Source organism: Pseudomonas sp. McL0111 (genome assembly GCF_052567255.1).
The window spans coordinates 5,234,400-5,260,488 of record NZ_CP199585.1 but is presented as its reverse complement, the minus strand read 5'-3'; the positions used below and the strand labels follow the sequence as shown (position 1 = coordinate 5,260,488).

Annotated in this window: 28 protein-coding genes and 1 riboswitch; of the genes, 21 read left to right on the top strand and 7 right to left on the bottom strand. The window is 59.5% G+C overall.

Annotated elements, in window-relative coordinates; genetic code table 11:
• The first annotated feature begins 48 nt into the window (after positions 1-48).
• Complete coding sequence (locus ACTWLJ_RS23735; RefSeq protein ID WP_445178691.1) at positions 49-324, top strand: DUF2798 domain-containing protein; 276 nt, start codon at positions 49-51, stop codon at positions 322-324.
• 3 nt (positions 325-327) lie between these two features.
• On the opposite strand, the gene ACTWLJ_RS23730 is transcribed toward ACTWLJ_RS23735, so the two are convergent.
• Entirely contained in the window at positions 328-846 is a 519-nt protein-coding gene (locus tag ACTWLJ_RS23730) for a cupin (RefSeq protein ID WP_445178690.1), read from the bottom strand.
• 184 nt (positions 847-1,030) lie between these two features.
• Here ACTWLJ_RS23730 and ACTWLJ_RS23725 point away from each other — a divergent pair, with 184 nt between their 5' ends.
• Positions 1,031-2,818, top strand: coding sequence for a thiamine pyrophosphate-requiring protein (locus ACTWLJ_RS23725; protein ID WP_445178689.1), 1,788 nt, complete (start codon positions 1,031-1,033; stop codon positions 2,816-2,818).
• Between the two features lie 256 nt (positions 2,819-3,074).
• Here the strand turns inward: ACTWLJ_RS23725 and ACTWLJ_RS23720 are convergent, their stop codons facing one another.
• From ACTWLJ_RS23720 to ACTWLJ_RS23710, 3 genes are all read right to left on the bottom strand, one after another.
• Positions 3,075-3,434: a hypothetical protein gene (locus ACTWLJ_RS23720; RefSeq protein WP_401212308.1), complete on the bottom strand. Its 360-nt coding sequence runs from the start codon at positions 3,432-3,434 to the stop codon at positions 3,075-3,077.
• Between the two features lie 91 nt (positions 3,435-3,525).
• Positions 3,526-4,224 (bottom strand): hypothetical protein, encoded by a 699-nt coding sequence (locus ACTWLJ_RS23715; protein WP_445178688.1) that lies wholly within the window; start codon positions 4,222-4,224, stop codon positions 3,526-3,528.
• A complete protein-coding gene (locus ACTWLJ_RS23710; RefSeq protein ID WP_401212317.1) occupies positions 4,224-4,730 on the bottom strand; it encodes a PAAR domain-containing protein in 507 nt (168 codons plus the stop codon). The genes ACTWLJ_RS23715 and ACTWLJ_RS23710 overlap by 1 nt, the downstream gene beginning before the upstream one ends.
• Before the next feature lie 599 nt (positions 4,731-5,329).
• Here ACTWLJ_RS23710 and ACTWLJ_RS23705 point away from each other — a divergent pair.
• The 14 genes from ACTWLJ_RS23705 to ACTWLJ_RS23640 all read left to right on the top strand — a co-directional run bounded on the left by ACTWLJ_RS23705 (position 5,330) and on the right by ACTWLJ_RS23640 (position 18,110).
• The gene (locus ACTWLJ_RS23705) at positions 5,330-5,986 is read left to right on the top strand and encodes a cytochrome c3 family protein (protein WP_445178687.1); all 657 of its coding nucleotides are present in this window, start codon (positions 5,330-5,332) and stop codon (positions 5,984-5,986) included.
• The gene (locus tag ACTWLJ_RS23700; RefSeq protein WP_445178686.1) at positions 5,983-8,880 is read left to right on the top strand and encodes a TAT-variant-translocated molybdopterin oxidoreductase; all 2,898 of its coding nucleotides are present in this window, start codon (positions 5,983-5,985) and stop codon (positions 8,878-8,880) included. Before ACTWLJ_RS23705 ends, ACTWLJ_RS23700 begins: the two co-directional genes overlap by 4 nt.
• Positions 8,861-10,234 (top strand): NrfD/PsrC family molybdoenzyme membrane anchor subunit, encoded by a 1,374-nt coding sequence (gene nrfD / locus ACTWLJ_RS23695; RefSeq protein WP_445178685.1) that lies wholly within the window; start codon positions 8,861-8,863, stop codon positions 10,232-10,234. The genes ACTWLJ_RS23700 and nrfD overlap by 20 nt, the downstream gene beginning before the upstream one ends.
• On the top strand, positions 10,227-10,751 hold the full coding sequence (locus ACTWLJ_RS23690; protein WP_445178684.1) for a DUF3341 domain-containing protein: 525 nt from the start codon (positions 10,227-10,229) through the stop codon (positions 10,749-10,751). Before nrfD ends, ACTWLJ_RS23690 begins: the two co-directional genes overlap by 8 nt.
• Entirely contained in the window at positions 10,748-11,278 is a 531-nt protein-coding gene (locus tag ACTWLJ_RS23685; RefSeq protein WP_445178683.1) for a c-type cytochrome, read from the top strand. Before ACTWLJ_RS23690 ends, ACTWLJ_RS23685 begins: the two co-directional genes overlap by 4 nt.
• On the top strand, positions 11,278-12,282 hold the full coding sequence (locus tag ACTWLJ_RS23680; protein ID WP_445178682.1) for a hypothetical protein: 1,005 nt from the start codon (positions 11,278-11,280) through the stop codon (positions 12,280-12,282). Before ACTWLJ_RS23685 ends, ACTWLJ_RS23680 begins: the two co-directional genes overlap by 1 nt.
• Complete coding sequence (locus ACTWLJ_RS23675) at positions 12,272-12,658, top strand: hypothetical protein (protein WP_445178681.1); 387 nt, start codon at positions 12,272-12,274, stop codon at positions 12,656-12,658. Before ACTWLJ_RS23680 ends, ACTWLJ_RS23675 begins: the two co-directional genes overlap by 11 nt.
• Entirely contained in the window at positions 12,648-13,442 is a 795-nt protein-coding gene (locus ACTWLJ_RS23670; protein ID WP_445178680.1) for an SCO family protein, read from the top strand. Before ACTWLJ_RS23675 ends, ACTWLJ_RS23670 begins: the two co-directional genes overlap by 11 nt.
• Positions 13,439-14,383 carry a cytochrome c oxidase subunit II gene (gene coxB / locus ACTWLJ_RS23665; protein ID WP_401212344.1) on the top strand — a complete coding sequence of 315 codons (945 nt, stop codon included), beginning with the start codon at positions 13,439-13,441 and terminating at the stop codon, positions 14,381-14,383. The genes ACTWLJ_RS23670 and coxB overlap by 4 nt, the downstream gene beginning before the upstream one ends.
• On the top strand, positions 14,380-15,978 hold the full coding sequence (locus tag ACTWLJ_RS23660) for a cytochrome c oxidase subunit I (protein ID WP_445178679.1): 1,599 nt from the start codon (positions 14,380-14,382) through the stop codon (positions 15,976-15,978). Before coxB ends, ACTWLJ_RS23660 begins: the two co-directional genes overlap by 4 nt.
• Complete coding sequence (locus ACTWLJ_RS23655; RefSeq protein WP_445178678.1) at positions 15,965-16,606, top strand: cytochrome c oxidase subunit 3; 642 nt, start codon at positions 15,965-15,967, stop codon at positions 16,604-16,606. Before ACTWLJ_RS23660 ends, ACTWLJ_RS23655 begins: the two co-directional genes overlap by 14 nt.
• A 2-nt stretch (positions 16,607-16,608) precedes the next feature.
• The gene (locus ACTWLJ_RS23650) at positions 16,609-16,866 is read left to right on the top strand and encodes a hypothetical protein (RefSeq protein ID WP_445178677.1); all 258 of its coding nucleotides are present in this window, start codon (positions 16,609-16,611) and stop codon (positions 16,864-16,866) included.
• Positions 16,867-16,965: 99 nt separating this feature from the next.
• Positions 16,966-17,397, top strand: a complete 432-nt coding sequence (locus ACTWLJ_RS23645) for a DNA methylase (RefSeq protein ID WP_445178676.1) — start codon at positions 16,966-16,968, stop codon at positions 17,395-17,397.
• Complete coding sequence (locus ACTWLJ_RS23640) at positions 17,397-18,110, top strand: DUF72 domain-containing protein (protein ID WP_445178675.1); 714 nt, start codon at positions 17,397-17,399, stop codon at positions 18,108-18,110. Before ACTWLJ_RS23645 ends, ACTWLJ_RS23640 begins: the two co-directional genes overlap by 1 nt.
• Before the next feature lie 2 nt (positions 18,111-18,112).
• Here the strand turns inward: ACTWLJ_RS23640 and mntP are convergent, their stop codons facing one another.
• From mntP to ACTWLJ_RS23625, 3 genes are all read right to left on the bottom strand, one after another.
• A complete protein-coding gene (gene mntP / locus ACTWLJ_RS23635) occupies positions 18,113-18,676 on the bottom strand; it encodes a manganese efflux pump MntP (protein WP_445178674.1) in 564 nt (187 codons plus the stop codon).
• A 6-nt stretch (positions 18,677-18,682) separates the two neighbouring features.
• Positions 18,683-18,853: riboswitch (yybP-ykoY riboswitch) on the bottom strand.
• Positions 18,854-19,048: 195 nt separating this feature from the next.
• The gene (locus ACTWLJ_RS23630) at positions 19,049-20,425 is read right to left on the bottom strand and encodes an ATP-binding protein (protein WP_445178673.1); all 1,377 of its coding nucleotides are present in this window, start codon (positions 20,423-20,425) and stop codon (positions 19,049-19,051) included.
• Positions 20,422-21,084, bottom strand: a complete 663-nt coding sequence (locus ACTWLJ_RS23625) for a response regulator (protein ID WP_445178672.1) — start codon at positions 21,082-21,084, stop codon at positions 20,422-20,424. Before ACTWLJ_RS23625 ends, ACTWLJ_RS23630 begins: the two co-directional genes overlap by 4 nt.
• Positions 21,085-21,255: 171 nt before the next feature.
• Between ACTWLJ_RS23625 and ACTWLJ_RS23620 the strand changes: the two genes are divergently transcribed.
• From ACTWLJ_RS23620 to ACTWLJ_RS23600, 5 genes are read left to right on the top strand one after another with little or no spacing between them, the layout of a single operon-like run.
• A complete protein-coding gene (locus tag ACTWLJ_RS23620) occupies positions 21,256-21,522 on the top strand; it encodes a PepSY domain-containing protein (protein ID WP_401212371.1) in 267 nt (88 codons plus the stop codon).
• A complete protein-coding gene (locus ACTWLJ_RS23615; protein WP_445178671.1) occupies positions 21,522-22,067 on the top strand; it encodes a cytochrome b/b6 domain-containing protein in 546 nt (181 codons plus the stop codon). The genes ACTWLJ_RS23620 and ACTWLJ_RS23615 overlap by 1 nt, the downstream gene beginning before the upstream one ends.
• Positions 22,068-22,117: 50 nt before the next feature.
• Positions 22,118-23,413: a sialidase family protein gene (locus ACTWLJ_RS23610; RefSeq protein ID WP_445178670.1), complete on the top strand. Its 1,296-nt coding sequence runs from the start codon at positions 22,118-22,120 to the stop codon at positions 23,411-23,413.
• A complete protein-coding gene (locus ACTWLJ_RS23605; protein WP_445178669.1) occupies positions 23,413-24,024 on the top strand; it encodes a hypothetical protein in 612 nt (203 codons plus the stop codon). The genes ACTWLJ_RS23610 and ACTWLJ_RS23605 overlap by 1 nt, the downstream gene beginning before the upstream one ends.
• 22 nt (positions 24,025-24,046) lie before the next feature.
• The gene (locus tag ACTWLJ_RS23600; protein ID WP_445178668.1) at positions 24,047-26,074 is read left to right on the top strand and encodes an LTA synthase family protein; all 2,028 of its coding nucleotides are present in this window, start codon (positions 24,047-24,049) and stop codon (positions 26,072-26,074) included.
• Positions 26,075-26,089 lie beyond the last annotated feature (15 nt).

Here is a 26,089-nt window from a genome sequence, read left to right as displayed (position 1 = left end):
TTCGCTTTGCTAAGGTGCGGGCTCCCTGTCAATGGATGGAAAAGCCCTATGAATCAAAGAACTTCCTCGGATGCGCTGGTTTTGAGCCGGCGAAGACTGTCGGCGCGTGCGACGCCTTATGTGTTTGCGCTGTATATGGCAACGATCATGGCGTTTCTGATGTCGCTGGTGATCACCGCCGCCAACTCCGGAATTGATAACGACTACCTGAGCAATGCGCTGCACGCCTACAAGCTGGCGATGCCGGTGGCGTTTCTGTGCATTCTTGTTGTTCGTCCCATTGTGATCAAACTGGTGGCGCTGACTGTGCATCCGCATCGTTGAAAGTTATTTGATCCAGTATTGCCCGAGCGCACCGCCAGCACCTTGCACCGGGTCCTCGTCGGGGAATGGCAGTCCGTCGATATTTTCCAGCTGTTCACGGCTCGGCGCCTCACGGCAAATATCGGCATGCTGCCTCGGCGGATAGGCACCCACCACCAGAAAATCGTCGCTGGAACTCAAGCTGCAATGACCGGTGCCCGCCGGCAACAGCAAAACATCTCCGGCGCTGACTTCCAGCTCCTGACCATCCGGGCCACCGAGCACCAGTCGCGCATGACCGCTGGCGATGCCGAGCACTTCATGACCTTCGGTGTGATAGTGGTGATAGTTGTAAATCCCGTAGCGCCATTGCGGCGGCCAGCCATTGGCGCTGAACGTTTGCTCGAAGAGTGCCGCCGGGTCGTTGCCCTCGAGGGCAATCGCGCCGGGATAAATTAGCACCGGCAGTTGCGGGTTATTTGGCACCCAGCCATTGCGTTGCAGGAGCAAGGGTTGCACGGGAGTCGGTTTCGGGTCGGTCATTGCAGCCTCCGCCAGTCATGTGTTTTCAAGTGACAGCGGAGGCGGGCGATTGCCTCAAAAAAACTCGTCCAGCGATTGGCAATCAATCGAAACTTCGCGCTTCAGCCAACTGTCCAGACCTTTACACCTCCCGGCGGATATTCACGCCGGGAGCTTCACGAATCGGTGAAAGGCGAGGATCGAGATGACAACGACAGTGGGCGATTTTCTGGTCGAGCGGCTCAGTCAGTGGGGCGTGACGCGGATTTTTGGTTACCCGGGTGACGGCATCAACGGCGTGTTTGGCGCGCTCAGCCGGGCCAAGGGCAAGATTGAATTCATTCAGGCGCGGCATGAGGAAATGGCCGCGTTCATGGCCTCGGCGCATGCCAAGTTCACTGGCGAGTTGGGCGTGTGCATCGCCACCTCTGGCCCTGGCGCCTCGCATCTGATCACCGGGCTTTACGATGCGCGGATGGATCATATGCCGGTGCTGGCTATCGTCGGTCAGCAGGCCCGCACGGCGCTTGGCAGTCATTATCAGCAGGAGCTGGATCTGGTCTCGATGTTCAAAGACGTCGCAGGCGCCTTTGTGCAGCAGGCCTCGGCGCCATCGCAGGTGCGGCACTTGCTTGATCGGGCGGTGCGCACTGCCGTCGGCGAACGCCGTGTCACGGCGATCATCCTGCCCAATGATTTGCAGGATCTTCCCTACGAAGCGCCGGGCAGAGCGCATGGCACTGCGCATTCCGGGGTCGGCTACAGCAAGCCGAAAGTGGTGCCCTATGAGGCGGATTTGCAGCGGGCAGCGGACGTGCTGAATGCTGGCGAAAAAGTCGCGATTCTGGTCGGCGCCGGCGCCTTGCAGGCGACCGATCAAGTGATCGCCGTGGCGGAAAAACTCGGCGCTGGGGTCGCCAAGGCGCTGCTGGGCAAAGCTGTGTTGCCGGACGATCTGCCGTGGGTTACGGGCAGCATCGGCCTGCTAGGGACCGAGCCCAGCTATAAACTGATGACCGAGTGCGACACCTTGCTGATGATCGGTTCGGGATTTCCCTATTCCGAATTCTTGCCCAAGGAAGGCCAGGCGCGTGGCGTGCAGATCGATTTGCAGCCGGATATGCTCAGCCTGCGTTATCCGATGGAGGTCAATCTGCTTGGTGACGCCGCCGAAACCCTCGCGGCACTGCTGCCGCTACTGGAGCAGAAAACCTCCGGTAAATGGCGCAAGAAAGTTGAAGGCTGGCGCGGCACATGGGAGAAAACCCTTGAGAGGCGCGCAATGGCCAAGGCTGATCCGGTCAATCCGCAACGGGTGGTCTACGAACTGTCACCACGTCTGCCGGATCATTCGATTATCACCAGCGATTCCGGCTCCTGCGCCAACTGGTACGCCCGCGACCTGAAAATCCGTCGCGGCATGCAGTGCTCGTTGTCCGGTGGCCTGGCTTCGATGGGCGCCGCAGTGCCGTACGCAATTGCCGCGAAATTTGCCTATCCCGAACGCCAGGTGATTGCGCTGGTCGGCGACGGTGCGATGCAGATGAACAACATGGCCGAGCTGATCACCGTCGCCAAATACTGGCGCCAGTGGCAAAGCCCGAAATGGATTTGCGCGGTGTTCAACAACGAAGACCTCAATCAGGTCACCTGGGAGCAGCGGGTGATGGAGGGCGATCCCAAGTTCGAAGCCTCGCAGAGTATCCCGGACGTGCCGTATCACCTGTTCGCCATTTCCATCGGATTGAAAGGAATCTTCGTTGATCGCGAAGAAGACGTCGCCGCTGCCTGGGAGCAAGCACTGGCTTCAGATGTGCCGGTACTGATCGAATTCAAGACCGACCCTAACGTGCCGCCGCTACCGCCGCACATCAAACTCGAACAGGCAAAAAAATTCGCCACAACCCTGCTAAAAGGCGACCCCGACGAAACCGGCGTCATCCTGCAAACCGCCAAACAGGTCCTGGCCAGCGTCCTCCCCGGCAAAAAATAATCCCCCACAAGCGCTCCCCTGTAGGAGCTTACAAGCGAAGCGAGGCAGCGATCTTTTGATCTTGATTTCCCAGAAGCCAGATCAAAAGATCGCTGCCTCGTTCTACTCGTGAACTCCTACATGACGATGGATGAAATTCCCGTCGCCATTGAATCCACCACCGCTCCCTGAAGGAGCCGTCGAGCGGAGCGAAGGCTGCGATCTTTGATCTTGATTTTCAACCGCCAAGAACCGACAGGAGTCTCTTAGAAGTCGGTCAGTCGGGCATCGAGCGGATGATATCGGCCAAATCATCCTTTGTGATTTCATTGGCTTTGATTGCTGCAGCGATGTCTTTTTTGGAAAGCGGGAAACGCTTGAATATTTCTTTCAGCGTATCTTCATCAACATTAGACAGCCATAGAGGGTCAATAAAAGAACCACCATATTCAGGCTTCATTAGGACTTCTTCGTGGGCAATAGCACCTTTATGGTTCAGGTAAACTACATAGCGATCATGCCCTTCAGGAAAGCTTTTATCGTGATATAGCGTAGTGCCAAGTGGTAGGACATAATAATTTTCGTCACCATTTGGTCCTTCAATCAGTAATGGTTCTTTAGTTTTAATCATTTTCATGTCGTGCGCCCTCGTACTATCGTAAAAAAATAAAAAGCCAAATATCAAAGCATTTAAAATTAAAGCTGCCACCAGCCATAAGCCAACGTTTCTACTTGTAAACGTTCTTCTTGTCATAGTGCGCCTCGGTGTTTCCTTCGAGCATGGCTTGCAAGTCCGCAGGCATAAAAATCCCATCCTTTGGAGTTTTCTGTGTGCGTGCTGCTTGTCTTTCAATGAATGATAGGCCCCGCATTTCGCTATACTTAGAAGGGTTCTGGACGATTGGCTTGCCCGAAATGTTAGCGCCTGCAATTGTCACTGTTGTGCAGTTATTAACGGTCGGATGATAGTCGGATGGAAGCACGTAGCGGGTTGATGTTGCATTCTTTTTTCTTAGCTCTTTTTTTTGAGCGACGATACCGTCAAAGTGGACAATAACAGCCTCGGCTTTTGCATTGTCCAAAAAATAAACAAACCCAGTCGTTGTGCGCCCCAAGCTGTTTTCTCCGGATATGTACGCCTTGAAGGATGTCCAAACATTCAGTACTCCCTCTCCCTCGCTGTCGAACGTCCCCCAGGTTTTCCCGTAACGTCCAAAATCGTAGGTAATGTCTTTACTACCGACTACGACATGTAAAGCCGCGTGTCCAAAAGGATGCTCTTCGTTGTCGCGGGTGTAGGGGCCACCCACTAGTATTTCCATGTAAGCCCCCGACACGACTATTTGATTAGTCTTCGTCGTTTTTCCTGATGCACCTGAATTTTTTGCTGCCTGCGTTGTATTGGTAGTTCTAGTAGGCTGAACCATTAAAGACGTTCCGTATCTTCAAGTTTCGGAAATTTTATACTGCAACTTCCCCTTGGAATATTTGCCACATGGACGAAGCCATTTTCGTCAAGGGCGCCTGTCATCAATGTGCCATCGGGAAGCGTTAATTCGTACGTTTCGTTGGCGATTGGCTCATCTCTCTCATTAAGTAACTGAAACTCGACAAAAGTCTTTTCTTTCAGGAATTGCGAGAGGAAGCTGGTAGGAGCACCACCTCCTGATTCACCGACGAAGGTATCGGGGGAGCCAGCTGTGATCGTCGCGCCACATGCTGTCAGCGAGCCGACATGCGCAACGTCTTTGCCTAAACCGAATACATGGGGAGCGCCCGATGTTATTGGATTGCTGCCATGAATTGGACAGGAATAGATATCTCCTACCAAAGCCACGGGCATTGAGTTAACAAAGATGGGGCTAGATCCGGTGGTAATATTTCCGCCGTGACTTCCCGGATCCCCGAGTCGTGCGACTGGCTTTCCTGCCATGCTTTATCTCCGTTGAATGCCACAATCTATGGATGCTACCTGATTTTTGATGACTCTTGAACGAGCGATATTCGAACCGGAAACTGCTTGTAAAATTTGCAGAGTTCTCTGACGCATCAGCGTGTTGACGGCCCTACGTTCGCTGCCTTTACACGAGGCGAACACGTCGATCACCATTTTTTCACCCTACAAGCATATATTCCCTCACTCGACGCCATTAAACACGCCACGTTTTACCTTAGTTGCGCCGAAGCTCTAGCCCAAGAGGCGTATACCTTCGCCCGTACACAACACAGCGGGTAGCTGTTCTGGATCAGTGAGCAAACGATCAACATTGCTCACGCTCTGGTGTGATATTTGATCAACAGTTTGTACGCGGCTCTCGTTTCCCCCCAAGCATCAGTCGACTTGCTTCATGCCAGTGCGGCCCGCCGCTTTCTCGTAGCAACACAGATGATAGAAAGTCTATAAGCCAGATCAAAAAATCACTGCCTCGTTTCACTCGTGAGCTCCTACAGACATCAATTTGCGTAAAAAATAAGAACTCCTGCGCGTAAACGTAGCCGAAGCTTTTAGGACATGAACATTGGAATCCGGCGATGGCGCAGATTTTCAGCCGCTCGGCCGATACCTGGCTGCGCCTGGGGCTGCTGATGCTGTTTGTCGGTCTCGCAGGAGGCTTGCTGGTGGCATTGGCTCTGGATCGCTCCGACTACCGAACCGGCCGTAATTGGGTGGTCGAGCAGCCGTTGCCGTTCAGCCATGCCCACCATGCCGGCGAGTTGAAAATCGATTGCCGCTACTGCCACAGCTCCGTGGAGTCCTCCGCGATGGCCAGTCTGCCGCCCACTGAAACCTGCATGAGCTGCCATTCGCAGATCTGGAAAAATTCCGATCTGCTTGAACCCCTGCGCAAAAGCCTCAGTGATAACCAGCCGCTGCATTGGCAGCGCGTCGTCGAAGTGCCTGATTACGTGTATTTCCATCACGCGGTGCATGTGAATGCCGGCGTTGGGTGCAGTGAATGCCACGGTGCGGTGGATCGCATGCAACTGATGTTCAAGGCCGAGCCACTGAGCATGGGCCAGTGTCTGGCCTGTCACCGTGATCCGGCGTCGCACCTGCGCCCGGTTGATCAGGTGACGCAGATGCAATGGCACACCGACGAAGACCGTCGCGTTCTCGGCGAGCGCTTGATGAAGGAGCGCAAGATTAATCCGCAAGGTTTGACCGACTGCGGGATCTGCCATCGATGAGCACCCCATCGCAGGATTTCGCCGCGCTGCGTGAACAACTCACCGGGCTCAAAGGCCCGGCGTATTGGCGTGGCGTCGAAGCGTTGGCGGCGACTGCGCAGGGGCAGGCGTTGATCGAGGCCGAGTTCCCCGGCAGCGCGCCGCTGATGGATCGCCGACGCTTTCTGCAATTGATGGCTGCTTCGTTGGCCATGGCCGGGCTCGCCGCTTGCGGCAAAACACCTGAGCAAGCGGTGCCGAGCGTTCGTCAGGCCGAGCAACTGACGCCTGGCATCGCCACTTGGTACGCGACAGCGATTGCCTTTGCCGGCGTCGCGCAACCGGTGCTCGGTAAAACCGTCGCCGGACGCCCGATCAAGCTGGAAGGCAATCCGCAGCACCCGATGTCCGGCGGTGCCTGCGATGCCGTTACCCAGGCGGCGATCCTGCAACTGTACGACCCTGACCGCTCGCAGTCGCCGCGATTCAAGGGGCGTGAAGCCAGTTGGGACCAAGTGCGTGCGGCACTGGCCGAGCAGTTGGCGTTGCTTGATGCCAACGCCGGCAAAGGTCTGCACATCGTTTGCGGCGCCAGCAGTTCACCGACCCTTGGCCGACAACTCGAAACCCTGCCTCAGCGCTGGCCGCAAGCGCGGCTGTACCACGGCGAACCGTTCGCTGACACCGAATCCCTGCGTACCAGCGAGCGTGTGTTCGGGCAACCGCTGGCCGCTCATCGAAACTTGCAAAACGCCGAAGTGCTGGTCTGTCTGGAGGACGATCCGCTGGGCAGCGGCCCTTATCAGACTCCGTTGCAGCGCGGCTGGGCCGAGCGGCGCAGGCAGGCGGCGCAGGGGCAGGGTGCGGCGCTGTGTTACGTCGCCGAAAGTGTCCCGAGCCTGACCGGCGCGGCGGCAACCAGAAGGCTGGCGATTGCCCCGTCACTGCTGGCGGACGTGGTGCTGGCGCTCAGTCAGGCATTGGGCGAAACCATCAATGGTCAGTCGCGCCTGAGTGCGCGGCAGTTGCAGTGGGTCAACGCGACGGCGCAGGCTCTCAAGGCGCATCCGGGACGCGGACTGATCTGCCTGAGCAAACAAGCGCCGCAGGATGTGCAAGCACAAGTCATGCGCCTTAATCAGCTGCTCGGCGCGCATGGCCAGACGCTGGAATGGCATAAGCCACCGTTACTCGGCTACGAGCCCGGGCATTTTCATGAATCACTCGATCAACTGAGCAAGCAACTGGCCCAGGGCAATGTCAGTCAACTTTGGCTGCTCGACTGCAATCCGCTGTACACCTCGGCGCCGGAGCCAGGCTTTGCCGCGATGATCGAGCGAGTACCGCTGCGCCTGCATGCGGGCCTGTATTACGACGAAAGCGCCGCCCAGTGTCACTGGCATTTGCCGCTCAATCATCCACTCGACGGCTGGAGCGATGCGCGGGCAGCGGATGGCAGCGCGTGCATCGTTCAGCCGCTGATCGAGCCGATGTATTCGACCCGCACCTTGCATCAGGTCATCGAGCTGCTGATGACTTCTGGCGACAGCGATGCCTTGAGCCTCGTCCGTGAAACCTGGCGCCATGTCCCACAACAGCAATGGCGTCAGGCCTTGGCCGATGGCTGGATCGAACCGGCCGCCACTTCGGTCGAGGTGCCGCCAGCCGCTGCGGTAGAACTGAACCTGAACGAGATCGGTGACCTCGACGCCGTGGTGCGTCCCGACCCGTGTGTGTGGGACGGCCGATTCGCCAACCTCGGCTGGCTGCAGGAGTTGCCCAAACCGATCAGCACGCTGACCTGGAGCAACGTCGTCGGCCTTTCGCCGCGTCTGGCCGAGCGCATCGGTGTGCGCAATGGTGACGGCGTCGAAGTGCTGATGCCTGGGCAAATAATACGCGGCGCGGCGTGGCTGCAACCTGGGCAGGCTGATCAGGTAATTGCCTTGTACGCCGGTTATGGTCGTAGCTACGCCGGGCGCGTCGGCAATGCGCTGGGCTATGCGGTACGACCTATCGAGACGTTGTCTGTCGGGGCTTCGCTGCGCGCCAGCGGCGAGCGTCATGCCTTGGCGTTCACGCAGTCGCATCATCAATTGCCCGAGGATGAAGAACCACCGGTTCGCGTGGTCCAGCGTCAATCGCCGCAGTTGCCGGCGCAGCAGATTCCGGTTTCGCTCTACGCGCCGGCCACCGACAGCGGCCCGCAGTGGGGCATGGTTATCGATCTCGATCTGTGTACCGGCTGCAATGCCTGCGTCACCGCGTGTCAGGCGGAAAACAACATCGCTGTGGTCGGTGCCGAACAGGTGGCCAACGGTCGCAGCATGCACTGGCTGCGCATCGACCATTATTACCAGGGCTCGCTGGACGCTCCGCGCTCACGCTTTCAACCGTTGCCGTGCATGCATTGCGAGCAGGCACCGTGCGAAACCGGTTGTCCGGTCAATGCCACGGTGCACAGCCGCGATGGCCTGAATCAGATGGTCTACAACCGCTGCATCGGCACTCGCACCTGTGCGTCTTACTGTCCTTACAAAGTGCGGCGCTTCAACTGGCTGGACTGGAGCGCCAACGCTGCGCCGTCGATTCAGGCGCAGCGCAATCCGCAAGTGACGGTGCGCGCACGCGGTGTGATGGAGAAATGCACCTACTGCGTGCAACGCATCAGTGCCGCACGTATCGACGACAAACAACAAGCGCATGACTTCGATCCGGCAAGCGTCGTGACTGCATGTCAGCAGACTTGCCCGAGTCAGGCGATTCGCTTCGGCGACATCAGCGACCCCGCCAGCGCGGTCAGTCAGGGCCGACGCGATCCCCGGCATTACCGCTTGCTCGAAGCCCTCGGCACCCGTCCGCGCACCAGCTATCTGGCGCGGATCGAGGAGGGGGATGCCAGCGATGAAACCTGAGCCGCTGCTGCATGACACCGCGCATTTTCTGCCACCGGATCTGACCGATCAGCAAGTGTCGCAGCAGGTGTTCGGACCCTTGCAGCAATTCCCGCGCCGGGTGGCCTGGCGTTGGCTGTTCGGTATCGGCATTGCCTTGTTGCTGATGTACATCGGCGCCGCTGCGGTGTTGCTGACCAACGGCGTTGGCATGTGGGGCAATAATCAGCCGGTGCACTGGGGCTTTGGCATCCTCAATTACATCTGGTGGCTGGGCATCGGCCATGCGGGCACGTTCATTTCTGCCTTGCTGTTGCTGATCGAACGGCCATGGCGCAACAGTCTGAATCGACTGGCAGAACTGATGACGCTGATGGCAGTGATCTGCGCGGCGCTGTATCCGATCCTGCATCTGGGGCGGCCGTGGCTGTTTTACTGGACCATGCCGTACCCGAATGAAATGGGCCTGTGGCCGCAGTTCAAGAGCCCGACGGCCTGGGACATGTTCGCGATTCTGTCGTACCTGACGGTATCGCTGCTGTTTCTCGCGGTGGGCGCGATACCGGATTTCGCCACCGCTCGCGACCGCGCCAAAGGCCCCATCGCCCAGCGCCTGTACGGCTTGCTGGCGTTGGGCTGGCGTGGTTCGCAGCGCAACTGGATGTTGTGGCGGCGCACCAGCCGAGTGTTGGCGATCCTGGCGATTCCGTTGGTGTTTGCGGTGTCCAGCGGCTACTCATTCCTGCTGACGATGGGCCCGCAAAGCGGATGGCATTCGACGCTGTTCCCACCGTATTTCGTGGCCGGTGCAGTGTTTTCCGGGTTTGCGCTGGTGGCATTGCTGGCCATCGGCGTGCGCTGGCTGTTGTGCATCGAAGCGTTGATCACCCTGCGCCATCTCGACATGCTCGCTCGCCTGTTGCTGGCCACCGGTTGGCTCACGGCTTACGGCTATCTGGCGGATCTGTTCATGCCGTTCTACAGCGGCGATGCCCACGAAATCGAGATTCTGCTGACCCGCCTCAGCGGCCCGCATGCCTGGAGTTACTGGCTGGCGATGGTCTGCAACGTCGGGGTGCTGCAACTGTTGTGGTGGCGGTCGATGCGCCGAAGTCCGGCGGTTTTGGCGGCGGTGGCATTGGCGGTGCTGGTGGGCATGTGGGCCGAGCGTTTCATGCTGCTGATCCCGCCGCAGACTCACGACTTTCTACTGGCGAGTTGGGGCGAGTACAGCCCGACGCTGTGGGACTGGACACTGTTCATCGGCAGCTTCGGCGTGTTTCTGGTGCCCTACAGCCTGTTTCTGCGCTACGTGCCGATGGTGTCGGCGTTCGAGGTCAAGCAGGTACTGCATCAGGAGCGCGGCGATGAATGACACGCGCGGCTTGCTCGCCGAATTCGCCGCTGTACAGCCCTTGGTCGATGCAAGCCGCCAGGCTCGGGCTTTCGGCTATCGGCGTCTCGATGCATTTGCGCCGTTCCCCATTGAAGCGCTGGAGCCATTGCTGACGGTAAAGGCACGCCGGGTGCCGCGAATGGCATGTGTGGGTGCGTTGCTCGGCATCGCATTGGCGTTGTGGATGCAGATCGGTTCAGTGCTGAGTTATCCCTTGAACGTCGGCGGCCGCCCGTTGATCGCTGTGCCGTCGATAATGGTGGTGACGTTTCTGTTCGCTGTGGTGGGAGCTGCGCTGGCGGCGGTGTTGACTTTGTTGTGGGGCAGCCGTTTGCCGCGCTTGCATCATCCGTTGTTCGCACTGGCGGCTTTCGAAGGCGCCAGTGATGACCGCTACTTTCTGTTCATCGATGCCGCCGATCCGCTGTTCGACGCCGAACTGACCCGGGCCTGGCTGGCCGAGCGGGCGCTCGATGTACACGAGGTGCAACCGTGAATCGCTGGCCGTGGGTGCTGTTGCTGGCCTTGGCGTGCAGCGGCTGCGATGACATGTCGCGTCAGGCGAAGATTCAGCCGCAGCGCCCCGGCGCCTTGTTCGAAAACGGTTTGAGCAGCCGCACGCCACCCGCGGGCACCGTCGCTCGTGGTCAGTTGCAACAGGAAGCGATCATCGGCCAGCGCCCACCGCTGACCGCTGAATTGCTCGCGAAAGGTCAGGACGCTTATCAGACCTTTTGTACGCCTTGCCATGGATTGGCCGGGCAGGGCGATGGCTTGGTGGTCGGGCGTGGATTTCCGCCGCCCCCGGCATTGGCCGATGCGCGCCTGCTCAATCTCAGCGACGCGCAACTGATGCAGACCATCGCTGATGGTAAAGGTCTGATGGCCGGTTACGCCTCACGCATTCCCCCCGCGCAACGCTGGGCAATCGTCGCCCATGTGCGGTTGTTGCAACTCAGTCAGCACGCGCCGCTGGGCAGCTTGCCCGATGCATTGCAGCATGCATTCGAGGAGGGCAAGTAATGCGTCGACTGTCGCTGCTCGCCATCCTCGGGATCATCGGTTTGCTGATGCTTGGAATCTGGCAGCCGCAATGGCTCGGCGCCGGGGCGTTGGCGGCTGCGATCAACGCCAGCAATATCGCGCTGGGCTGTTTGTTGTTGGGGCTGCTGACGCCGTTGATCAACGGTCGCTGGCAAACGCTACTGGCTCCCGGCAGTCGTTTGGGGCGTAGCGCATTGCTGCTATTGGTGCCGATGTTATTGCCGGTGTTGCTGACGCTGAAATGGATTTATCCATGGATGCAGGCTGATACATCAGGCTTTCGCGGGTTGTGGCTGTCGCCGTGGTTTTTTGTCCTGCGAACGCTGTTGTACGAAGGCATTGCGCTGCTATTGCAACGCTGGACCTTGCGCCGCGAGCGCTGTGCGCCGGGGCTGATCGTGTATGCGCTGCTCGCCAGTCTGGCGGCGGTCGACTGGCTGATGTCGTTGCAGGCGGAGTTCATTTCCAGCCTGTTTGGTCTGTTGTTGATCGCCCGGCAGCTGTTGGCTGCGCTGGCATTCGCCGGGCTGTGTGTGCTGTGCTGGAACGTCGTGCCGCTACCCGTTGCGCAACGTCAGGTGTTGCGCGGCTTGCTGGTCAGTGCGCTGGCGTTCTGGGCGTACGTGCATTTTATGCAGTACCTGATTATCTGGTCGGTAAATCTGCAACACGAAACGCGGTGGTATCTCCAGCGTGAAAACGGTGGTTGGGGTGTGCTCAGCGGCTTGTTGATCGGCGGCCAGTTGTTGTGCCTGTTCGGGCTGGCTGCGCCTTGGGGCACCCGACGCGGCATCCTCGTCGGCGGTTGTGTGGCGATTTTGCTGCTGGGAATGCTTGAGTCGATCTGGTTCAGCCTGCCGTCGATCTTCCCGGAATTTTCCATTGGCGCCGCAGCCATCGCGCTGCTGTGCCAGGGCGTCTACGCTCTGGGTTTGTGCGGTTGGTGGCGGTGGCATTGGCAGAGGAGGCGCGATGAAAGCTGAAACGCGGCGCGGCTACGAAGCCAATCGAGTCGATAGCGCGAGGGTCTGGAGCATGCTTGCGTTATTGCTGGCCGCAGTCGCGTTGTGCCTGACCGGGATCGCGTGGTGGCTGCATGGCGAGCAGCAGCGCGGTCAAGCGCAACAGCCGTCATTAAGCACGCTCGAACGTGAGCGCCTGCTGCCGCCCGAACCGCGTTTGCAATCCCGGCCGCGACAGGACGGTGAACGGCAACTCGACGCTCAGCGTATCCATCTCGACAGCTTTGGCTGGGTTGACCAGCAACAGCGCATCGTCCATCTGCCGCTGGATCAGGCGCGGCAGCTGTTGCTGGAACGCGGTTGGCCCAACGCCGGGGAGCATGCCAATGGGCCTTGAGCGTTTTATTCTCGCGCTACTACTGATGCTCGCGCTGCCCGTCAGCGCTACCGAGCATTTCGACCCGTTTTCCGCTGCCGGCATCGATACCACGCGAATCGGCGAAAGCGTGGCGATGCAGGCGCAGTTCACCGATCAACAGGGGCGCACGGTGCGCATTGGCGAGTTGCTCAATGGCCGCCCGACATTGCTGATTCCGCTGTACTTCCGCTGTCCGAATGTCTGTGGCGCGGCGCTTTCAACGCTGTTCAGTCAGTTGGCGCATCAACCCTATCGAGTGGGGCGCGATTTTCAGGTGATCGCTTTCAGTTTTGATCCTCGCGAGGACGTCAGCGCCGCCCGCGAAGAGCTGGACAAGCTCACGCAACGCTGGCCGACACTCGCCACCGACCCCGGCCTGCATCTGCTGACCGCAAGCGCCGAGGCCAGTCAGGCGCTGGCGCAGTCGCTGGGTTTTGGATACCGCTTCGATGCGCAGCAACAGCAATACGCGCACAGTTCGGCGGTCGCGGTGCTGACCGGCGATGGGCGACTGTCGCGCTGGCTCTACGGCCTCGGCTATCAGGATGATGATCTGCGCCTAGCGCTGACTGAAGCCGGGCAGGGCAAGCTCGGAACGCTCACCGAGCAGTTGCTGTTGCTGTGTTATCACTACGACCCGCAAAGCCGCACCTACAACAGCCGGATCATGTTGTGGCTGCAAATCGCGGGCGTGGCGACGACGCTGGGGATGGGTCTGTTCATTGGCCTGGCATTGCGCCGCGATCGACGGAGGCAGGCATGAACGAGCGCTTCCTGCATTTGTGGCCGGATCAGGCTTCGGACTATGCGGCGTCCGTCGATTGGCTGGTGATCGGTTTCACCGGGATGATGGCGCTGTTCGTGGTGCCGGTGTTCGTCGCGCTCTGGTTGTTTATCTGGCGTTACCGGCGCGGGCGCAAGGCCGATCGCGATCACCGCCCGCAGAGCAATCTGCCGATCGAACTGGCCTGGATCATCCTGCCATTCATTGGCTCGCTGGTGATTTTCGGGTTTTCTGCGCGGCTGTTTTTCTATGCGCGCACGCCACCCGCCGATGCTCTGGAAGTGCAGGTCACGGCCCGGCAGTGGATGTGGAAGTTCCAGCATCAAGGTGGACAGCGCGAGATCAACACCTTGCACGTCCCGGCGCGGCGCCCGGTGAAGCTGACGATGATTTCCGAGGACGTGATTCACAGCCTGTTTTTTCCCAGCCTGCGGATCAAGCAGGATGTGCTGCCGGGGCGCTACAGCATGCTCTGGTTTCAGGCCGAACACGCCGGCACCTATGAAGTGTATTGCGCCGAATACTGCGGCACCGACCACGCCGCGATGCTGGCCCGATTGGTGGTGCTCGACCCCGGCGACTACGAACACTGGCTGGCCGCCAACGGCAGCGCTGCTGATCTCGCCAGTCAGGGGCAAACCCTGTACCGCCAGTATGGTTGCGGCAGTTGTCACGATTCGGGCAATGCGCCGCCATTGGCCGGGGTGTTCAACCGTTCGGTGCAGTTGGCCGATGGCAGTCGCGTCACCGCTGATGATGCTTATCTGCGTGACAGCATCATGTTTCCGCAAAAACAATTGGTCGCCGGCTACCTGCCGATCATGCCGACTTACAGCAACTTGTTGGACGAAGAGGCGGTGCAGCGTCTGCTGGCGTATCTGCGCTCATTGCCTGCGACGCCGTCCGGGGAGCATCAATGAGTTCGCCCAGCTATCTGCACAAACAGGGTTTGTGGTCGTGGTTTCTGACCCGCGACCACAAGCGCATTGCGGTGCTGTACATGATCACCGTGACCTTCTTTTTCTTTGTCGGAGGTCTGGCAGCGAGCCTGATTCGCATCGAACTGGTCACGCCGCAGGGCGATCTGCTGACCGCCGATGGCTACAACCGTGCCTTCACCCTGCATGGGGTGATCATGGTCTGGTTCTTTCTGATTCCGTCGATTCCCAGCGTGTTCGGCAACTTTCTGGTGCCGATCATGATCGGAGCGCGAGACATGGCATTCCCGCGCCTGAACCTGTTCAGCTGGTATCTGCTGCTGGGCGGTGGCTTGTTCACCTTGCTGGCGCTGTTGCTCGGCGGGGTCGATACCGGCTGGACCTTCTACACGCCGCTGTCGACGATGTTCAGTAACGGGCATGTGGTGGCGGTGATCTGCGGAGTGTTCATTGCCGGATTTTCTTCGATATTCACCGGCATCAACATCATCGTCACCGTGCATACCCTGCGCGCGCCGGGCATGACCTGGATGCGCCTGCCGCTGTTCATCTGGGCGATGTACGCGACTTCGATCATCCTCGTGCTGGCCACGCCGGTGCTGGCAATCACGCTGCTATTGGTCGCCGCCGAGCACTTGTTCAATATCGGTGTGTTCGACCCGAACCTGGGCGGCGATCCGTTGCTGTTCCAGCATCTGTTCTGGTTCTACAGCCATCCGGCGGTGTACATCATGATCCTGCCGGCGATGGGGGTTGTCAGCGAGCTGATCACTGCGTCAGGGCACAAACGGATTTTCGGTTATCGATTTGTCGCCTGGTCGAGTGTGGCCATCGCGGTAATCGGTTTTCTGGTGTGGGGACATCACATGTTCGTCGCCGGGCAGTCGATGTACGCCAGCCTGGTGTTTTCGCTGTTGAGTTTCCTGGTGTCGATCCCGTCGGCGATCAAGGCCTACAACTGGAGCGCGACGCTGTACAAGAGCGATCTGACCATTACCGCGCCGTTTCTGTTTGCCCTGACCTTTATCGGTCTGTTCATCATCGGCGGGGTGACCGGTCTGTTTCTGGCGTTGCTTGCGGCTGATCTGCATGCTCACGACACCTATTTTGTGGTCGCGCATTTCCACTACATCATGGTCGGCGCAGCGGTGGCGGGGTACTTCGGCGCACTGCATTTCTGGTGGCCGAAAATCACCGGGCGCATGTACTCGCAATTGTGGGGAAAGATCACCGCGATCCTGATTTTCTGCGGTTTCAACCTGACGTTTTTTCCGCAATTCCTGCTCGGTTATCTGGGCATGCCCCGGCGTTATCACAGCTACGATCCTGATCTGCAATTTCTCAATGTGTTGTCCTCCGCTGGCGCGTCGATTCTCGCGCTGGCCTATGTGCTGCCGTTCTTTTATCTGCTGGGTTCGCTGCGTTGGGGCGAGCGGGCGTTGATGAACCCGTGGGAGGCGGCCGGGCTTGAGTGGCGTGTGCCATCGCCACCGCCGGTGCACAATTTCGAAGCACTGGTGACCGTCGATTTCGAGGCCTACGACTACTCGCCCGAGGCGCGTCGTGATCCGCTCTGAGCAAAAACCGGCCGAGCCATTCAGCGGCTGGTCACAACAGCGCGAAGCAGCGCGGCTGGGTATGTGGCTGTTCCTTGCCAGCGAAGCGATGATGTTCGGCAGCCTGATTCTGGTGGCGTGGTTCTATCGCTGGCAGCACCCGGACGGCGTGGCGCAGGCAGTACGCGGTCTGCATTACCTGTTGGCAACGACCAATACGCTGATTCTGCTGACCAGCAGCCTGTTGATGAACCTGGCCCTGACCGCCGATGCACGCCGGCAACGGCGCCGTCAGATGGCGTGTCTGCTGGGCGCGGCGGGGTTGGGTCTGTTGTTTCTGGCCTGCAAGGGGCTGGAGTATTTTCTGGAGTATCGCGAAGGTCTGCTGCCGGGGTTTACTGCGGTGCAGGCGCTGCAATTGCCCTCGGCCAGACTGTTCATGAATGTTTATTTCTTCACCACCGCCCTGCATGGCGTGCATGTGCTGGTGGCCGTCGCGCTGGTGTCGGGGTTGTATTGGCGGATCAGGACAGGGCGTTTGACGCCTCGGGCACAAGCCTCTCGCCTGGAAATGATCGGGCTGTATTGGCACTTGGTCGATGCGATCTGGCTGCTGTTGTTTCCAACCCTTTATCTGGTGGGGCGTTGAACATGCGGCAGGCATCGTCGTGGCGGATTTATGCGCTGTTGTTGCTATTGCTGGCGCTGGAAGTCTATGCGGCGAACAGCGGCTGGTCGTGGCGCAATGCAGTGATCATCATCACCGCGTGCATCCAGTTTCTGCTGGTGCTGATTTTCTGGCTGGGACTGGCGCGAAATCGCGGCTGGGTCCGGCTGTTCGGCTGGATGTACCTGTGCTGGCTGGGGATCATGGCGCTGTTCATTCTTGGTGAACAACTGACGCGCTGACTCGCCATTGATCGACTGTTCTCACGGAAAAAATGAACGCCAACCTGCGTTCACAGGCCTTAATTACAAGCCTTTTCCAGAGACGGAAGCGATTGCCCGATGAACAAAAACGTCAGCGCCCACGACCTGCACATCAGCCTCGAGCCCGTCACCGAAGAGGGACTGTTCAAGTGGCTGCTCGCGAGTTTTCTGATGGGCAAACGCATTCAGGCCGAGATCGCCGCCGAGGCGTTTCGGGTCATCGCCGACAAACATCAGCGTGATACGCCGCGCAAACTGGCGAACTGCTCGCACCGGCAACTTGTCGCCATGCTCGGTGAGGCGCATTACGTGCGCTACGACGAAACCACGGCGGAGCGCTTGCTGGCGCTGGCGAAAAAGCTCAACGAGGAATACGCCGGGAAGATCAGCAACATGGTCGAAGCCAGTGCTGACCGAGCGGATTTTGAGCGGCGTCTGGCAGAGTTCGAAGGCATCGGGCCGAAGACTGTGGAAATCTTTATGCGGGAAGCGGCGAGGGTGCTTTTTTGATGTTCATCGGCTGCGCAGGCTGGAGTCTGGGGCGAGAGTATTGGCCGCAGTTCCCGGCAGAGGGCACGCATCTGCAGCGTTATGCCGCGCGGTTCAATGGCGTGGAGATCAACAGCTCGTTCTATCGTCCGCATCGTCGGCAGACTTATGAGCGCTGGGCGGCGTCGGTGCCTGAGGGCTTTCGTTTTTCGGTAAAAGTGCCCAAGCACATCACCCATGAATTGCGATTGGCGGACAGTGCCGAGGCGCTCGATGAGTTCCTGGGGCAGTGCGGTGGATTAGGTGATCGACTGGGCTGCCTGCTGGTGCAGTTGCCGCCGTCGCTGGCGTTTGACCAACGGATAGCCGAAGCATTTTTCGCAGATTTGCGACAGCGCTTCGACGGCACGGTGGTGCTGGAGCCGCGACACGAATCGTGGGTGGCGGCCGAGCCGATGTTGATGGCTTATCGAATCGCACAAGCCTTGGTCGATCCCTCACGAATCAGTACTGATTCTTCAGCGTACGGATGGATGGACGTCAGGTACTGGCGATTGCACGGTTCGCCACGGATTTATCACAGCGCTTATGACGTGTCGTATTTGCAAAGGTTGGCGCAAGACATGCAATCAGCTGCTGCCGAAGGCGCCACTGTCTGGTGCATCTTCGACAACACCGCCAGTGGCGCCGCGTCAGGCAACGCGTTGACACTGGCGGAGCTGATTCAGGCCTGATATCAGACGGACAAGTGCTCATACAAAATCGTCGCGCCGACGATCATCAGCACCACACCACCGACGATTTCCGCGCGCTTGCCGACGATAGTGCCCAGCACTCGGCCAAGCATCACACCGATGGTTACCATGGTCATGGTTGCCAGGCCAATGGCCGCCGCCGCAACCCAGATGTTCACATCGACAAACGCCAGACCAACGCCAACGGCGAGGGCGTCGATGCTGGTCGCAAATGCGGTGACCGCGAGGACCATGAAGGAGTGTTTGCCAGGTTTTTCCTGTTCCTCTTCTTCGTGCTTCAGACCGTTGTAGATCATGTGCAGGCCGAGAATCAGCAGCAGGGTGAAGGCGATCCAGTGGTCCCATTCAGCGACCCAACGGGTAGCGGCCTGGCCGATCAGCCAGCCAATGATCGGGGTGATGGCTTCGATGACGCCGAAGATCAGACCGGTGCGCAGCGCTTCGCGCAGGCGTGGTTTGTGCAGGCTCGAGCCTTTGCCGATGGCGGCTGCGAACGCATCCGTGGACATGGCCAAAGCGAGGAATATGAGGGAAACGGGATTCACGGGAATACTTCCAGTCGGGCTATGAGTCAACGACACAACCACACGCCCGACTTTAGGCATGGATGTGTCGTCGGTCTCACCAACCAAAAGGTGTTCGCACCACGGCATGTTGCCGAGAATGTTGATACGAACGCTTTCGACGGAATCGAAAGCAGGCTACTCCCCAACGAGGGGCGTGATGGTAGACGGGCAAATATGAAAATTTCGTTAAAATCGCAAACTGATACTGATTTACAGACTTCAATCTGCTTTTGTGGCGAGGGGATTTATCCCCGTTGGACTGCGCAGCAGGCCCGTTCTTTCGGAAAACGGGGGGGGGCGCTTCGCACCCAACGGGGATAAATCCCCTCGCCACGAAGGTAGCGTCAGGCCTCAACATTGTTGGGCTTCGTTGATCCGCAGCTCCGCGCATAGACCGCCCTGCGGCAGGTTGTACAACTGCAACGTGCTGCCGATCTTGCCGACGATCATCTGCACAATCGCCAGCCCCAGCCCGGCGCCATTGCCGTGGCCGTGGCTGTAGAAACGCTCGAACAGTCGCGCATACTCTTGCTCATCGATGCCGGGGCCGGCGTCTTCGACGCTGATGTACACCGCGCCGGACGCTTGCGGCTGGACCTGCACGCGCACTTCGCTGCCCGGCGGAGCGAAGTTCAGCGCGTTGGTCACCAGATTTTGCAGGGCGATGGCCAGCGCCACCGGATCGGTTTCCACCGGGCAATGGTGGTCGCTGTCGAGGATCAGTTCGACGTCTTTTTCCAGCGCCAGTGGCGCCAGTTCAGCCAGTTCTTCTCGCACCAGCGCGGTCAGTTCCACCGGGCTTCTTTCCGGGTTGGCCAGGCGTGGTTCGATGCGCGCCATGGTCAGCAGTTGACTGGCGATGCGCGTGGCGCGATCCACAGCGCTGACCAGAAACTCCAGCGCTTCCTCACGTTGCTCTGGCGTGGCGGCCAACTGTGCGTTTTGTGCGTGTATGCGCAGGATCGCCAGTGGCGTGCGCAATTCATGGGCGGCGTCAGCGATGAAGCGCCGTTCCCGGGCCAGCAGATTGTCGATCTGCTGCAGCAAGCGATTAAGCGCGGTTTGCATCGGTTCGAGATCGTGGGGCAGGGGGCTGAGGTGCAGCGGTTTCAGCGTCTCGGTGTCGCGTCCGCGAATGCTTTGTGCCATTGCGCGCAATGGCTGCAAGCCCCAACCGATGGTCAGCCAGATCAGCGCCGCCAGCAGCGGCACACCGATCACGCTCGGCCACAGGGTATGGCCGACGATGCGTTCGATCAGATCCTGACGAATGTCGTCGCGCTCGCCGACCCAGATCAACAACCCCTGTTGCGGGTCCTTGAGCAGGAAGGCGCACCAGTCGCGGCCGTTCTCCACCAGGTCATGCGAACCGAAAGTGGTGGGCGGCTCCTTGAGTTCCGGGGCTTCGGCAGAACGCATCAACAATTGGCCGTCGCTGCGCCAGACCTGGAACGTCAGGCGCGTCTCGTAAGGGTGCGCCGCTTCGCCATCGCCGACGCGGCTCATGGCTGCGTCGAACGCCTGATACAACCGCCCCCAGTCGTTGTCGCCGGGTGCGCGTTGCGCCAGGACGCCTTGCAGCAGACGGGCGCTTTGCGCGAGTTGGGCGTCATACACTTCTTCGATTTCATGGTGGCTGTCGCGCAGCACCAGCCAACTGATCAGCACATCGCCGATCAACAGCAGAATCAGTACCGGCACCAAGATGCGCGTACGGATCGAATTCATGGTTTGAGCTCCAGCACATAACCGACGCCGCGCACGGTGCGGATCAACTCTGTCGAGAGTTTTTTGCGCAGGTTATGGATCAGCACTTCGAGGGTGTTGCTCTCGACGCGCTCCTGCCAACCGTACAGCGCCTGCGACAGGCGTTCGCGGGTGACGACTTTGCCCGGGCGCGCCAGCAGTTGATGGAGTAACTGATACTCCATCGGCGTCACCACCACGTCGTTGCCTTGCCAGGAAACCTGTTGGCTGACCGGGTCGAGGCACACGCCGGCATGTTCCAGCACCGGTTGCGCACGGCCCTGACTGCGCCGCAGCAGGGCCCGAATGCGCGCTTTGAGTTCGTCGACATCGAAGGGTTTGATCAGGTAGTCGTCGGCACCGGCATCCAGCCCGGCAATGCGCTCGGCGGTGCCGTCGCGGGCGGTGAGAATCAACACTGGCAAGTCCAGTTGTTCGGCGCGCAACTGTTGCAGCAACGCGAGACCGTCGAGCCTTGGCAGGCCGAGGTCGAGCAGCAGCAAATCGAAACTTTCACTGCGCAGGGCATGCAAGGCGCTGACCCCGTCCTGCAACCAGTCGAGGGTATAGCCTTCGCTGCCGAGGGCGACCCGGATGCCTTGACCGAGGGCACGGTCATCTTCGACCAGAAGTAGGCGCATGGCGGGTTCTCTGTAGGAAATAGGGCGCTGGATCGGCGGCATCATGCCGCTGCGAGAGCAGGCGTGGCAGGCCATCCGACGAGAAAGATGTAACCACTCGTTGCCAACTAAGCTTTCACTAAGCTTGGTTTTGCAAAGTGAAGCCTTTCCTCATCTAGCGAGAGTGTTTCCATGCGCAAACTTCTGCTGTTGTCCCTGATTGTTGCCAGCCCACTGGCGATTGCCGGCCCGCAATGCACCACGGCGGAACGCTCGCAATGGCAGGACCAGAAGGCGTTTCAGGAACAGCTGAAATCCCAGGGCTACGAGATCAGCAAATTCAAAGTCACCGACGGCAATTGCTATGAGATCTACGGCTTCGACAAGGACAAACGCAAAGTCGAGATCTACCACGATCCGGTCACGGGTAAAGCGGTCAAGACCGAGATCAAGGGCTGATGCCGAGCGACACCCTGCGACTGTGGGACCCCGTGGTGCGGCTGTTTCATCTGTCCATCGCGGGTGTCTTCGTCGCCAATTACTTTTTCAATGAGGCCGGTGATGACTGGCATGTCTGGCTCGGCTATTACGCCATGGGCTGGCTGCTGGCGCGCTTGTTGTGGGGATTTGTCGGGCCGCGCAGTGCGCGCTGGTCAGACTTCTGGCCGACGCCGACCAGGTTGTCGGCGCACGTTCGGTCGCTGATTAATGGCCGGCCCGAGCATCGTCTCGGGCACTCGCCGATCGGTGCGCTGGTGATGCTGCTGATGCTGCTGGCGCTGCTGACCGTGGGGCTCAGCGGCTGGGGCATGGAAGAGGTCGACGCGTTGTGGGGCGCCGACTGGCCGTTGCAAGTGCACGAAACTGCCGCCGATATTTTGCTGGCGCTGGTGTGTATCCACATTGCCGCCGCCGTGTTTGAAAGTTTTCAGGTCCGCGACAACTTGCCGTTGTCGATGCTCACGGGACGCCGTCGCCGATTACCGGACGATACGACGCGCTGACAAGGATGTTTTTCCGCTGTTTTCCATCCTGCATTTGCCATGAGCTGACTATGCGCGCGTTGTCCTTTCGCTTGAAATTCATCGCCGGTAGCCTGGCGTTGAGCCTGATTTTTGTGGCTGCCTGGCGCAGTCATCCGGAGCATGTGCTGGCGCCTTTCGCGTTGGCGACGCCGCCGGTTGATGCTTTGCTGCAAGCGCCTGAGCCGCTGTACAACAGCCGTTTCGTGTCTTCCGAACTCAAGGATTTTGTCCATTCTTCTTCCGTCACGGCGCTGCCCGGCGGTGATCTGATGGCGGCGTGGTTTGCCGGTTCGCGTGAAGGCGCCGCCGATGTGCAGATCCGCACCGCACGCTTCGATTCCGACAGCGGCGAGTGGGGCGCCGAACAGGTGCTGGCGACTCGCGAATCGACCCGCGACGGCACGCGGCGCTACATCCGCAAACTGGGCAATCCGGTGATCGCGCTGGCACCGGATCAGCGTCTGTGGATGTTCTACGTTTCGGTGTCCGTGGGCGGCTGGGCCACCAGTGCGATCAACGTGATGGTCTCCGATGATTTTGGCCGCAACTGGTCGACGCCAAGGCAATTGATCACCTCGCCATTTTTCAACATCAGCACCTTGGTGCGCGCCGCGCCGGTGTTCCATGCCGATGGCTCGATTGGCTTGCCGGTGTATCACGAATTTATGGGCAAATTTGCCGAATACCTGTACCTGAGCGCGGACGGTCAGGTGATCGACAAATTCCGCATCAGCCGGGGCAAGCACTCGTTGCAGCCAACCATCGTGCCGCTCGACGGACGACGCGCCGTGGCAATGTTGCGTTATGCCGGTGAGACCCATCACCGCGTACTGGCCAGTCGCACCGAGGACGCCGGACAAACCTGGAGCGAGCCGTATCCACTGGAACCGGCCAACCCCAACTCTTCACTGGCGGCGGTCGGTACTGACGATGACGGTTTGTTGGTGGCGCTCAACGATCTGCAGGACGGGCGCTTCAAGCTCAGCCTTTACGGCACCGATGCCAATCTTGAAAACTGGCGCAGTGTGATCGACCTTGATCAGTCTCCCGATCCGCTCGGCCAGCCGTTCTCGCCACAAGCCTACAAAGCAATCATCGGTGAAGGCTTTCGCGCCTCCAGCGGAGCACAGCGCTTGCCGCTGGAGCAACGTTTCCTGAGCAATCTGGATTACCGCGTGTGCAAGCCGCGAGGCTGTGATTTCGAGTACGAGTACCCGTACTTCAGCCGTGGCACCGATGGTCTCTATCACTTGGTGTATTCGTGGAATAACACCTTTATCAAACATGTCAGCTTCAACGATGCCTGGTTGGCGGAGCGCCTGTAATGCTGTTTCTCTGGCAAGCCCATTTGAGTTTCATCCTGCTCGGTTTTGTTCTGCTGGGCTCCTTCGGCTTTACCCGACGCTGGCGTCCGTGGCTGTTGCCGGCGTTGGCGCTGGTCAGTTTCATCTCGGTTAATGATCTGCCGCTGGCGGCTTACGTGCGCAGTTTTACCGACGATCTGGCGATCACCACGCTGGTGCTGCTGGGCTGGGCCAGCCTGTTGCGATTGGGCGTGGTCAAGCCGCTGCCGGCGCTGAAACGCGCTCAGTTGCTGGGCTTGTTTGTACTGCTGGCGGCGGTGCTGTACCCGGCGACGATGGGCCTGACCTATGTCGATCCGTATCGCTGGGGCTTCAATCCGCGGCCGATGATTGTGTGCATCGGCGTGGTGGCATTGGCGCTGTTGTGGCTGCGCAATGCGCTGGCGGTGTGGATGCTCGCGCTCGGCACGCTGGCCTTCGCGCTGCGCCTCAAGGCTTCGGAAAATTATTGGGATTACCTGATCGATCCGCTGCTGGTGGGTTACTGCCTGTTGGCCGGCATCACCCTTGTAATCCAGACAGTCTGGCAGCGCTTTCGCAGCGCACCGGCCGTCGCGGCACCGTCTCTTTAAACCACTGACATTGAGGTCAACGATGGGCTGGTTGCAATCACGACGTCTGCGCTATGGCGTGGGCGCGGCGGGCTTGGCATTTTTGCTGTTTGCCTTGCTCAGGCTGGCATTTGTGCTGGGCTTTTCCGGCATCGATGTCGCGCAACTCGCCGACAATCCGCAACTGCGCGAAACCCTCGGCATCGGCCTGCGCTTCGATCTGCGGCTGGCGCTGTTACTGATGTTGCCATTGGCAATACTGGCGTGGATGCCGCGCTGGAACCTGACGCGCGTGCCGTGGTTGCGCATTGTGGCGCGGTTCTACTGGCTGCTGGCGCTGGGCGTTGTCGGGCTGGTGTACATCATCGATTTCGGCCATTACGCCTACCTTGGCGTACGGATCAATGCGACGGTTTTACGCTATCTGGAGGATGCGCAGATCTCGCAGCAGATGGTTTGGGAAACCTACCCGGTGCTGTGGATCGCGCTCGGCTGGCTGGCGGTTCTCGGCCTGTGGTTCTACGGGTTTTTGCAGCTGGAACGCCTGACGCTGGCACGCGAGCCGAAGGTCATCCGCCGCACCTCGCTGGTAGTCGGTAGCAGCCTGGGATTCGTCGTTGTGTTGCTGGCGCTGTTGGGCCGGGTGGACAACCTCAATCTGGAAAACCCGGTGCCATTGCGCTGGAGCGATGCGTTCTTTTCCGGTAATACGCAGATTGCTGCGGTCGGGCTCAATCCGGTGCTGTTTCTCTACGACACGCTCAAGGCGGGACAGGCGCAGTTCGATGAAGCGCAGGTGCGCGAGCATTACCCGGTTGTTGCGCGTTATCTTGGCGTCGATCAACCTGATCCGCAGACCCTGACCTTTGCGCGCCATCAAGCTGCGCAACCGTATCAAGTGGCAGGTGCGCCGAACGTGATGTTCGTCATGCTCGAATCCCTGGGCACCAGCGCCGTCGGTGCGTACGGCAATCCGTTGAACCCGACGCCGAACCTTGATCGCCTCGCCACCGAGAGCTGGTTCTTCAAGCACTTCTATGTGCCGGTCACGGGCACCGCGAAAACCGTTTGGGCGAGTATCACTGGCGTGCCCGACGTCACCCGCCAGGAGACCGCCACCCGCCATCCGCTGATCACCCGTCAGCACACGCTGATCAACGACTTCACCGAATACCAGAAGCTCTACATGATCGGCGGCAATGCCGGTTGGGCCAATATCAATGCGTTGATTCAACAAAGCATCGACGGCGTGCGCCTCTATGAAGAGCGCGACTGGCGTTCGCCACGGGTCGATGTCTGGGGCATATCCGATCTGGATCTGTTCAAGGAAGGCGACCGGATTTTGCGTGACCTGCCCAAGGACCGGCCGTTCTTCGCCTATATGCAAACCTCGGGCAACCATCGGCCGTTCACCATTCCCAAGGATAATGATGGTTTCGAGATCAGCAAATTGTCGCTGGAACAGGTTCAGGCCGCTGGTTCACGCAGCGTCGAGCAATACAACGCAGTGCGCCTGCTGGATTTCAACATCGGCAAGTTGATGGAAATGGCCAAGGCGGGCGGTTACTACGACAACACGATTTTCGTGTTCTTTGGCGACCACAACACCCGCATCAGCCAGATCCCGCACATGCCGCCGGCCTTCGAGCAATTGGGGCTGGAAAGCAATCATGTGCCGATGCTGATTCACGCGCCGGGCCTGCTCAAGCCTCGGGTGATCGACGAAGCCGTAGGCCTCGCAGACTTGCTGCCAACGGTGGCAGGCATGGCCGGTGTCGCCTTCACTCAAGGCGCGATGGGACGGGATATTCAGCAGCCGGCCCCTGAAGGTGAGCGAGTGGTGCCGCTGGTGTTGCGCGAAGGGACTTTCCCGCTGATCGGCGGCGTCACCCAAAACCACCTGCTGCAAATGCAGCACGACGGCAGCTCTCCGACAATGCATGACCTGGCGTCGAACACGCCGCTGGATGACGTCGCCGCGCAGCATCCGCAGGAGTTTCAGCGCTTGCTGGAACTGACCCGCGGGCTGCATGAAAGTGCGCGGTTGATGCTCTATCGAAACGTTCGCTGACCGGATGCAAATCCG

Bases quoted from the DNA above. Each gene is read 5' to 3' on its own strand.
- ACTWLJ_RS23625 (WP_445178672.1), bottom strand. From the start codon at position 21,084: ATGCGCCTACTTCTGGTCGAAGATGACCGTGCCCTCGGTCAAGGCATC.
- ACTWLJ_RS23620 (WP_401212371.1), top strand. From the start codon at position 21,256: ATGCGCAAACTTCTGCTGTTGTCCCTGATTGTTGCCAGCCCACTGGCG.
- ACTWLJ_RS23680 (WP_445178682.1), top strand. From the start codon at position 11,278: ATGCGTCGACTGTCGCTGCTCGCCATCCTCGGGATCATCGGTTTGCTG.
- ACTWLJ_RS23715 (WP_445178688.1), bottom strand. From the start codon at position 4,224: ATGGTTCAGCCTACTAGAACTACCAATACAACGCAGGCAGCAAAAAAT.
- ACTWLJ_RS23730 (WP_445178690.1), bottom strand. From the start codon at position 846: ATGACCGACCCGAAACCGACTCCCGTGCAACCCTTGCTCCTGCAACGC.
- ACTWLJ_RS23710 (WP_401212317.1), bottom strand. From the start codon at position 4,730: ATGGCAGGAAAGCCAGTCGCACGACTCGGGGATCCGGGAAGTCACGGC.
- ACTWLJ_RS23630 (WP_445178673.1), bottom strand. From the start codon at position 20,425: ATGAATTCGATCCGTACGCGCATCTTGGTGCCGGTACTGATTCTGCTG.
- ACTWLJ_RS23675 (WP_445178681.1), top strand. From the start codon at position 12,272: ATGAAAGCTGAAACGCGGCGCGGCTACGAAGCCAATCGAGTCGATAGC.
- coxB (WP_401212344.1), top strand. From the start codon at position 13,439: ATGAACGAGCGCTTCCTGCATTTGTGGCCGGATCAGGCTTCGGACTAT.
- ACTWLJ_RS23720 (WP_401212308.1), bottom strand. From the start codon at position 3,434: ATGAAAATGATTAAAACTAAAGAACCATTACTGATTGAAGGACCAAAT.
- ACTWLJ_RS23605 (WP_445178669.1), top strand. From the start codon at position 23,413: ATGCTGTTTCTCTGGCAAGCCCATTTGAGTTTCATCCTGCTCGGTTTT.
- ACTWLJ_RS23615 (WP_445178671.1), top strand. From the start codon at position 21,522: ATGCCGAGCGACACCCTGCGACTGTGGGACCCCGTGGTGCGGCTGTTT.
- ACTWLJ_RS23600 (WP_445178668.1), top strand. From the start codon at position 24,047: ATGGGCTGGTTGCAATCACGACGTCTGCGCTATGGCGTGGGCGCGGCG.
- ACTWLJ_RS23735 (WP_445178691.1), top strand. From the start codon at position 49: ATGAATCAAAGAACTTCCTCGGATGCGCTGGTTTTGAGCCGGCGAAGA.
- ACTWLJ_RS23700 (WP_445178686.1), top strand. From the start codon at position 5,983: ATGAGCACCCCATCGCAGGATTTCGCCGCGCTGCGTGAACAACTCACC.
- nrfD (WP_445178685.1), top strand. From the start codon at position 8,861: ATGCCAGCGATGAAACCTGAGCCGCTGCTGCATGACACCGCGCATTTT.
- ACTWLJ_RS23705 (WP_445178687.1), top strand. From the start codon at position 5,330: ATGGCGCAGATTTTCAGCCGCTCGGCCGATACCTGGCTGCGCCTGGGG.
- ACTWLJ_RS23650 (WP_445178677.1), top strand. From the start codon at position 16,609: ATGCGGCAGGCATCGTCGTGGCGGATTTATGCGCTGTTGTTGCTATTG.
- ACTWLJ_RS23690 (WP_445178684.1), top strand. From the start codon at position 10,227: ATGAATGACACGCGCGGCTTGCTCGCCGAATTCGCCGCTGTACAGCCC.
- ACTWLJ_RS23670 (WP_445178680.1), top strand. From the start codon at position 12,648: ATGGGCCTTGAGCGTTTTATTCTCGCGCTACTACTGATGCTCGCGCTG.
- ACTWLJ_RS23725 (WP_445178689.1), top strand. From the start codon at position 1,031: ATGACAACGACAGTGGGCGATTTTCTGGTCGAGCGGCTCAGTCAGTGG.
- ACTWLJ_RS23645 (WP_445178676.1), top strand. From the start codon at position 16,966: ATGAACAAAAACGTCAGCGCCCACGACCTGCACATCAGCCTCGAGCCC.
- ACTWLJ_RS23610 (WP_445178670.1), top strand. From the start codon at position 22,118: ATGCGCGCGTTGTCCTTTCGCTTGAAATTCATCGCCGGTAGCCTGGCG.
- ACTWLJ_RS23640 (WP_445178675.1), top strand. From the start codon at position 17,397: ATGTTCATCGGCTGCGCAGGCTGGAGTCTGGGGCGAGAGTATTGGCCG.
- ACTWLJ_RS23660 (WP_445178679.1), top strand. From the start codon at position 14,380: ATGAGTTCGCCCAGCTATCTGCACAAACAGGGTTTGTGGTCGTGGTTT.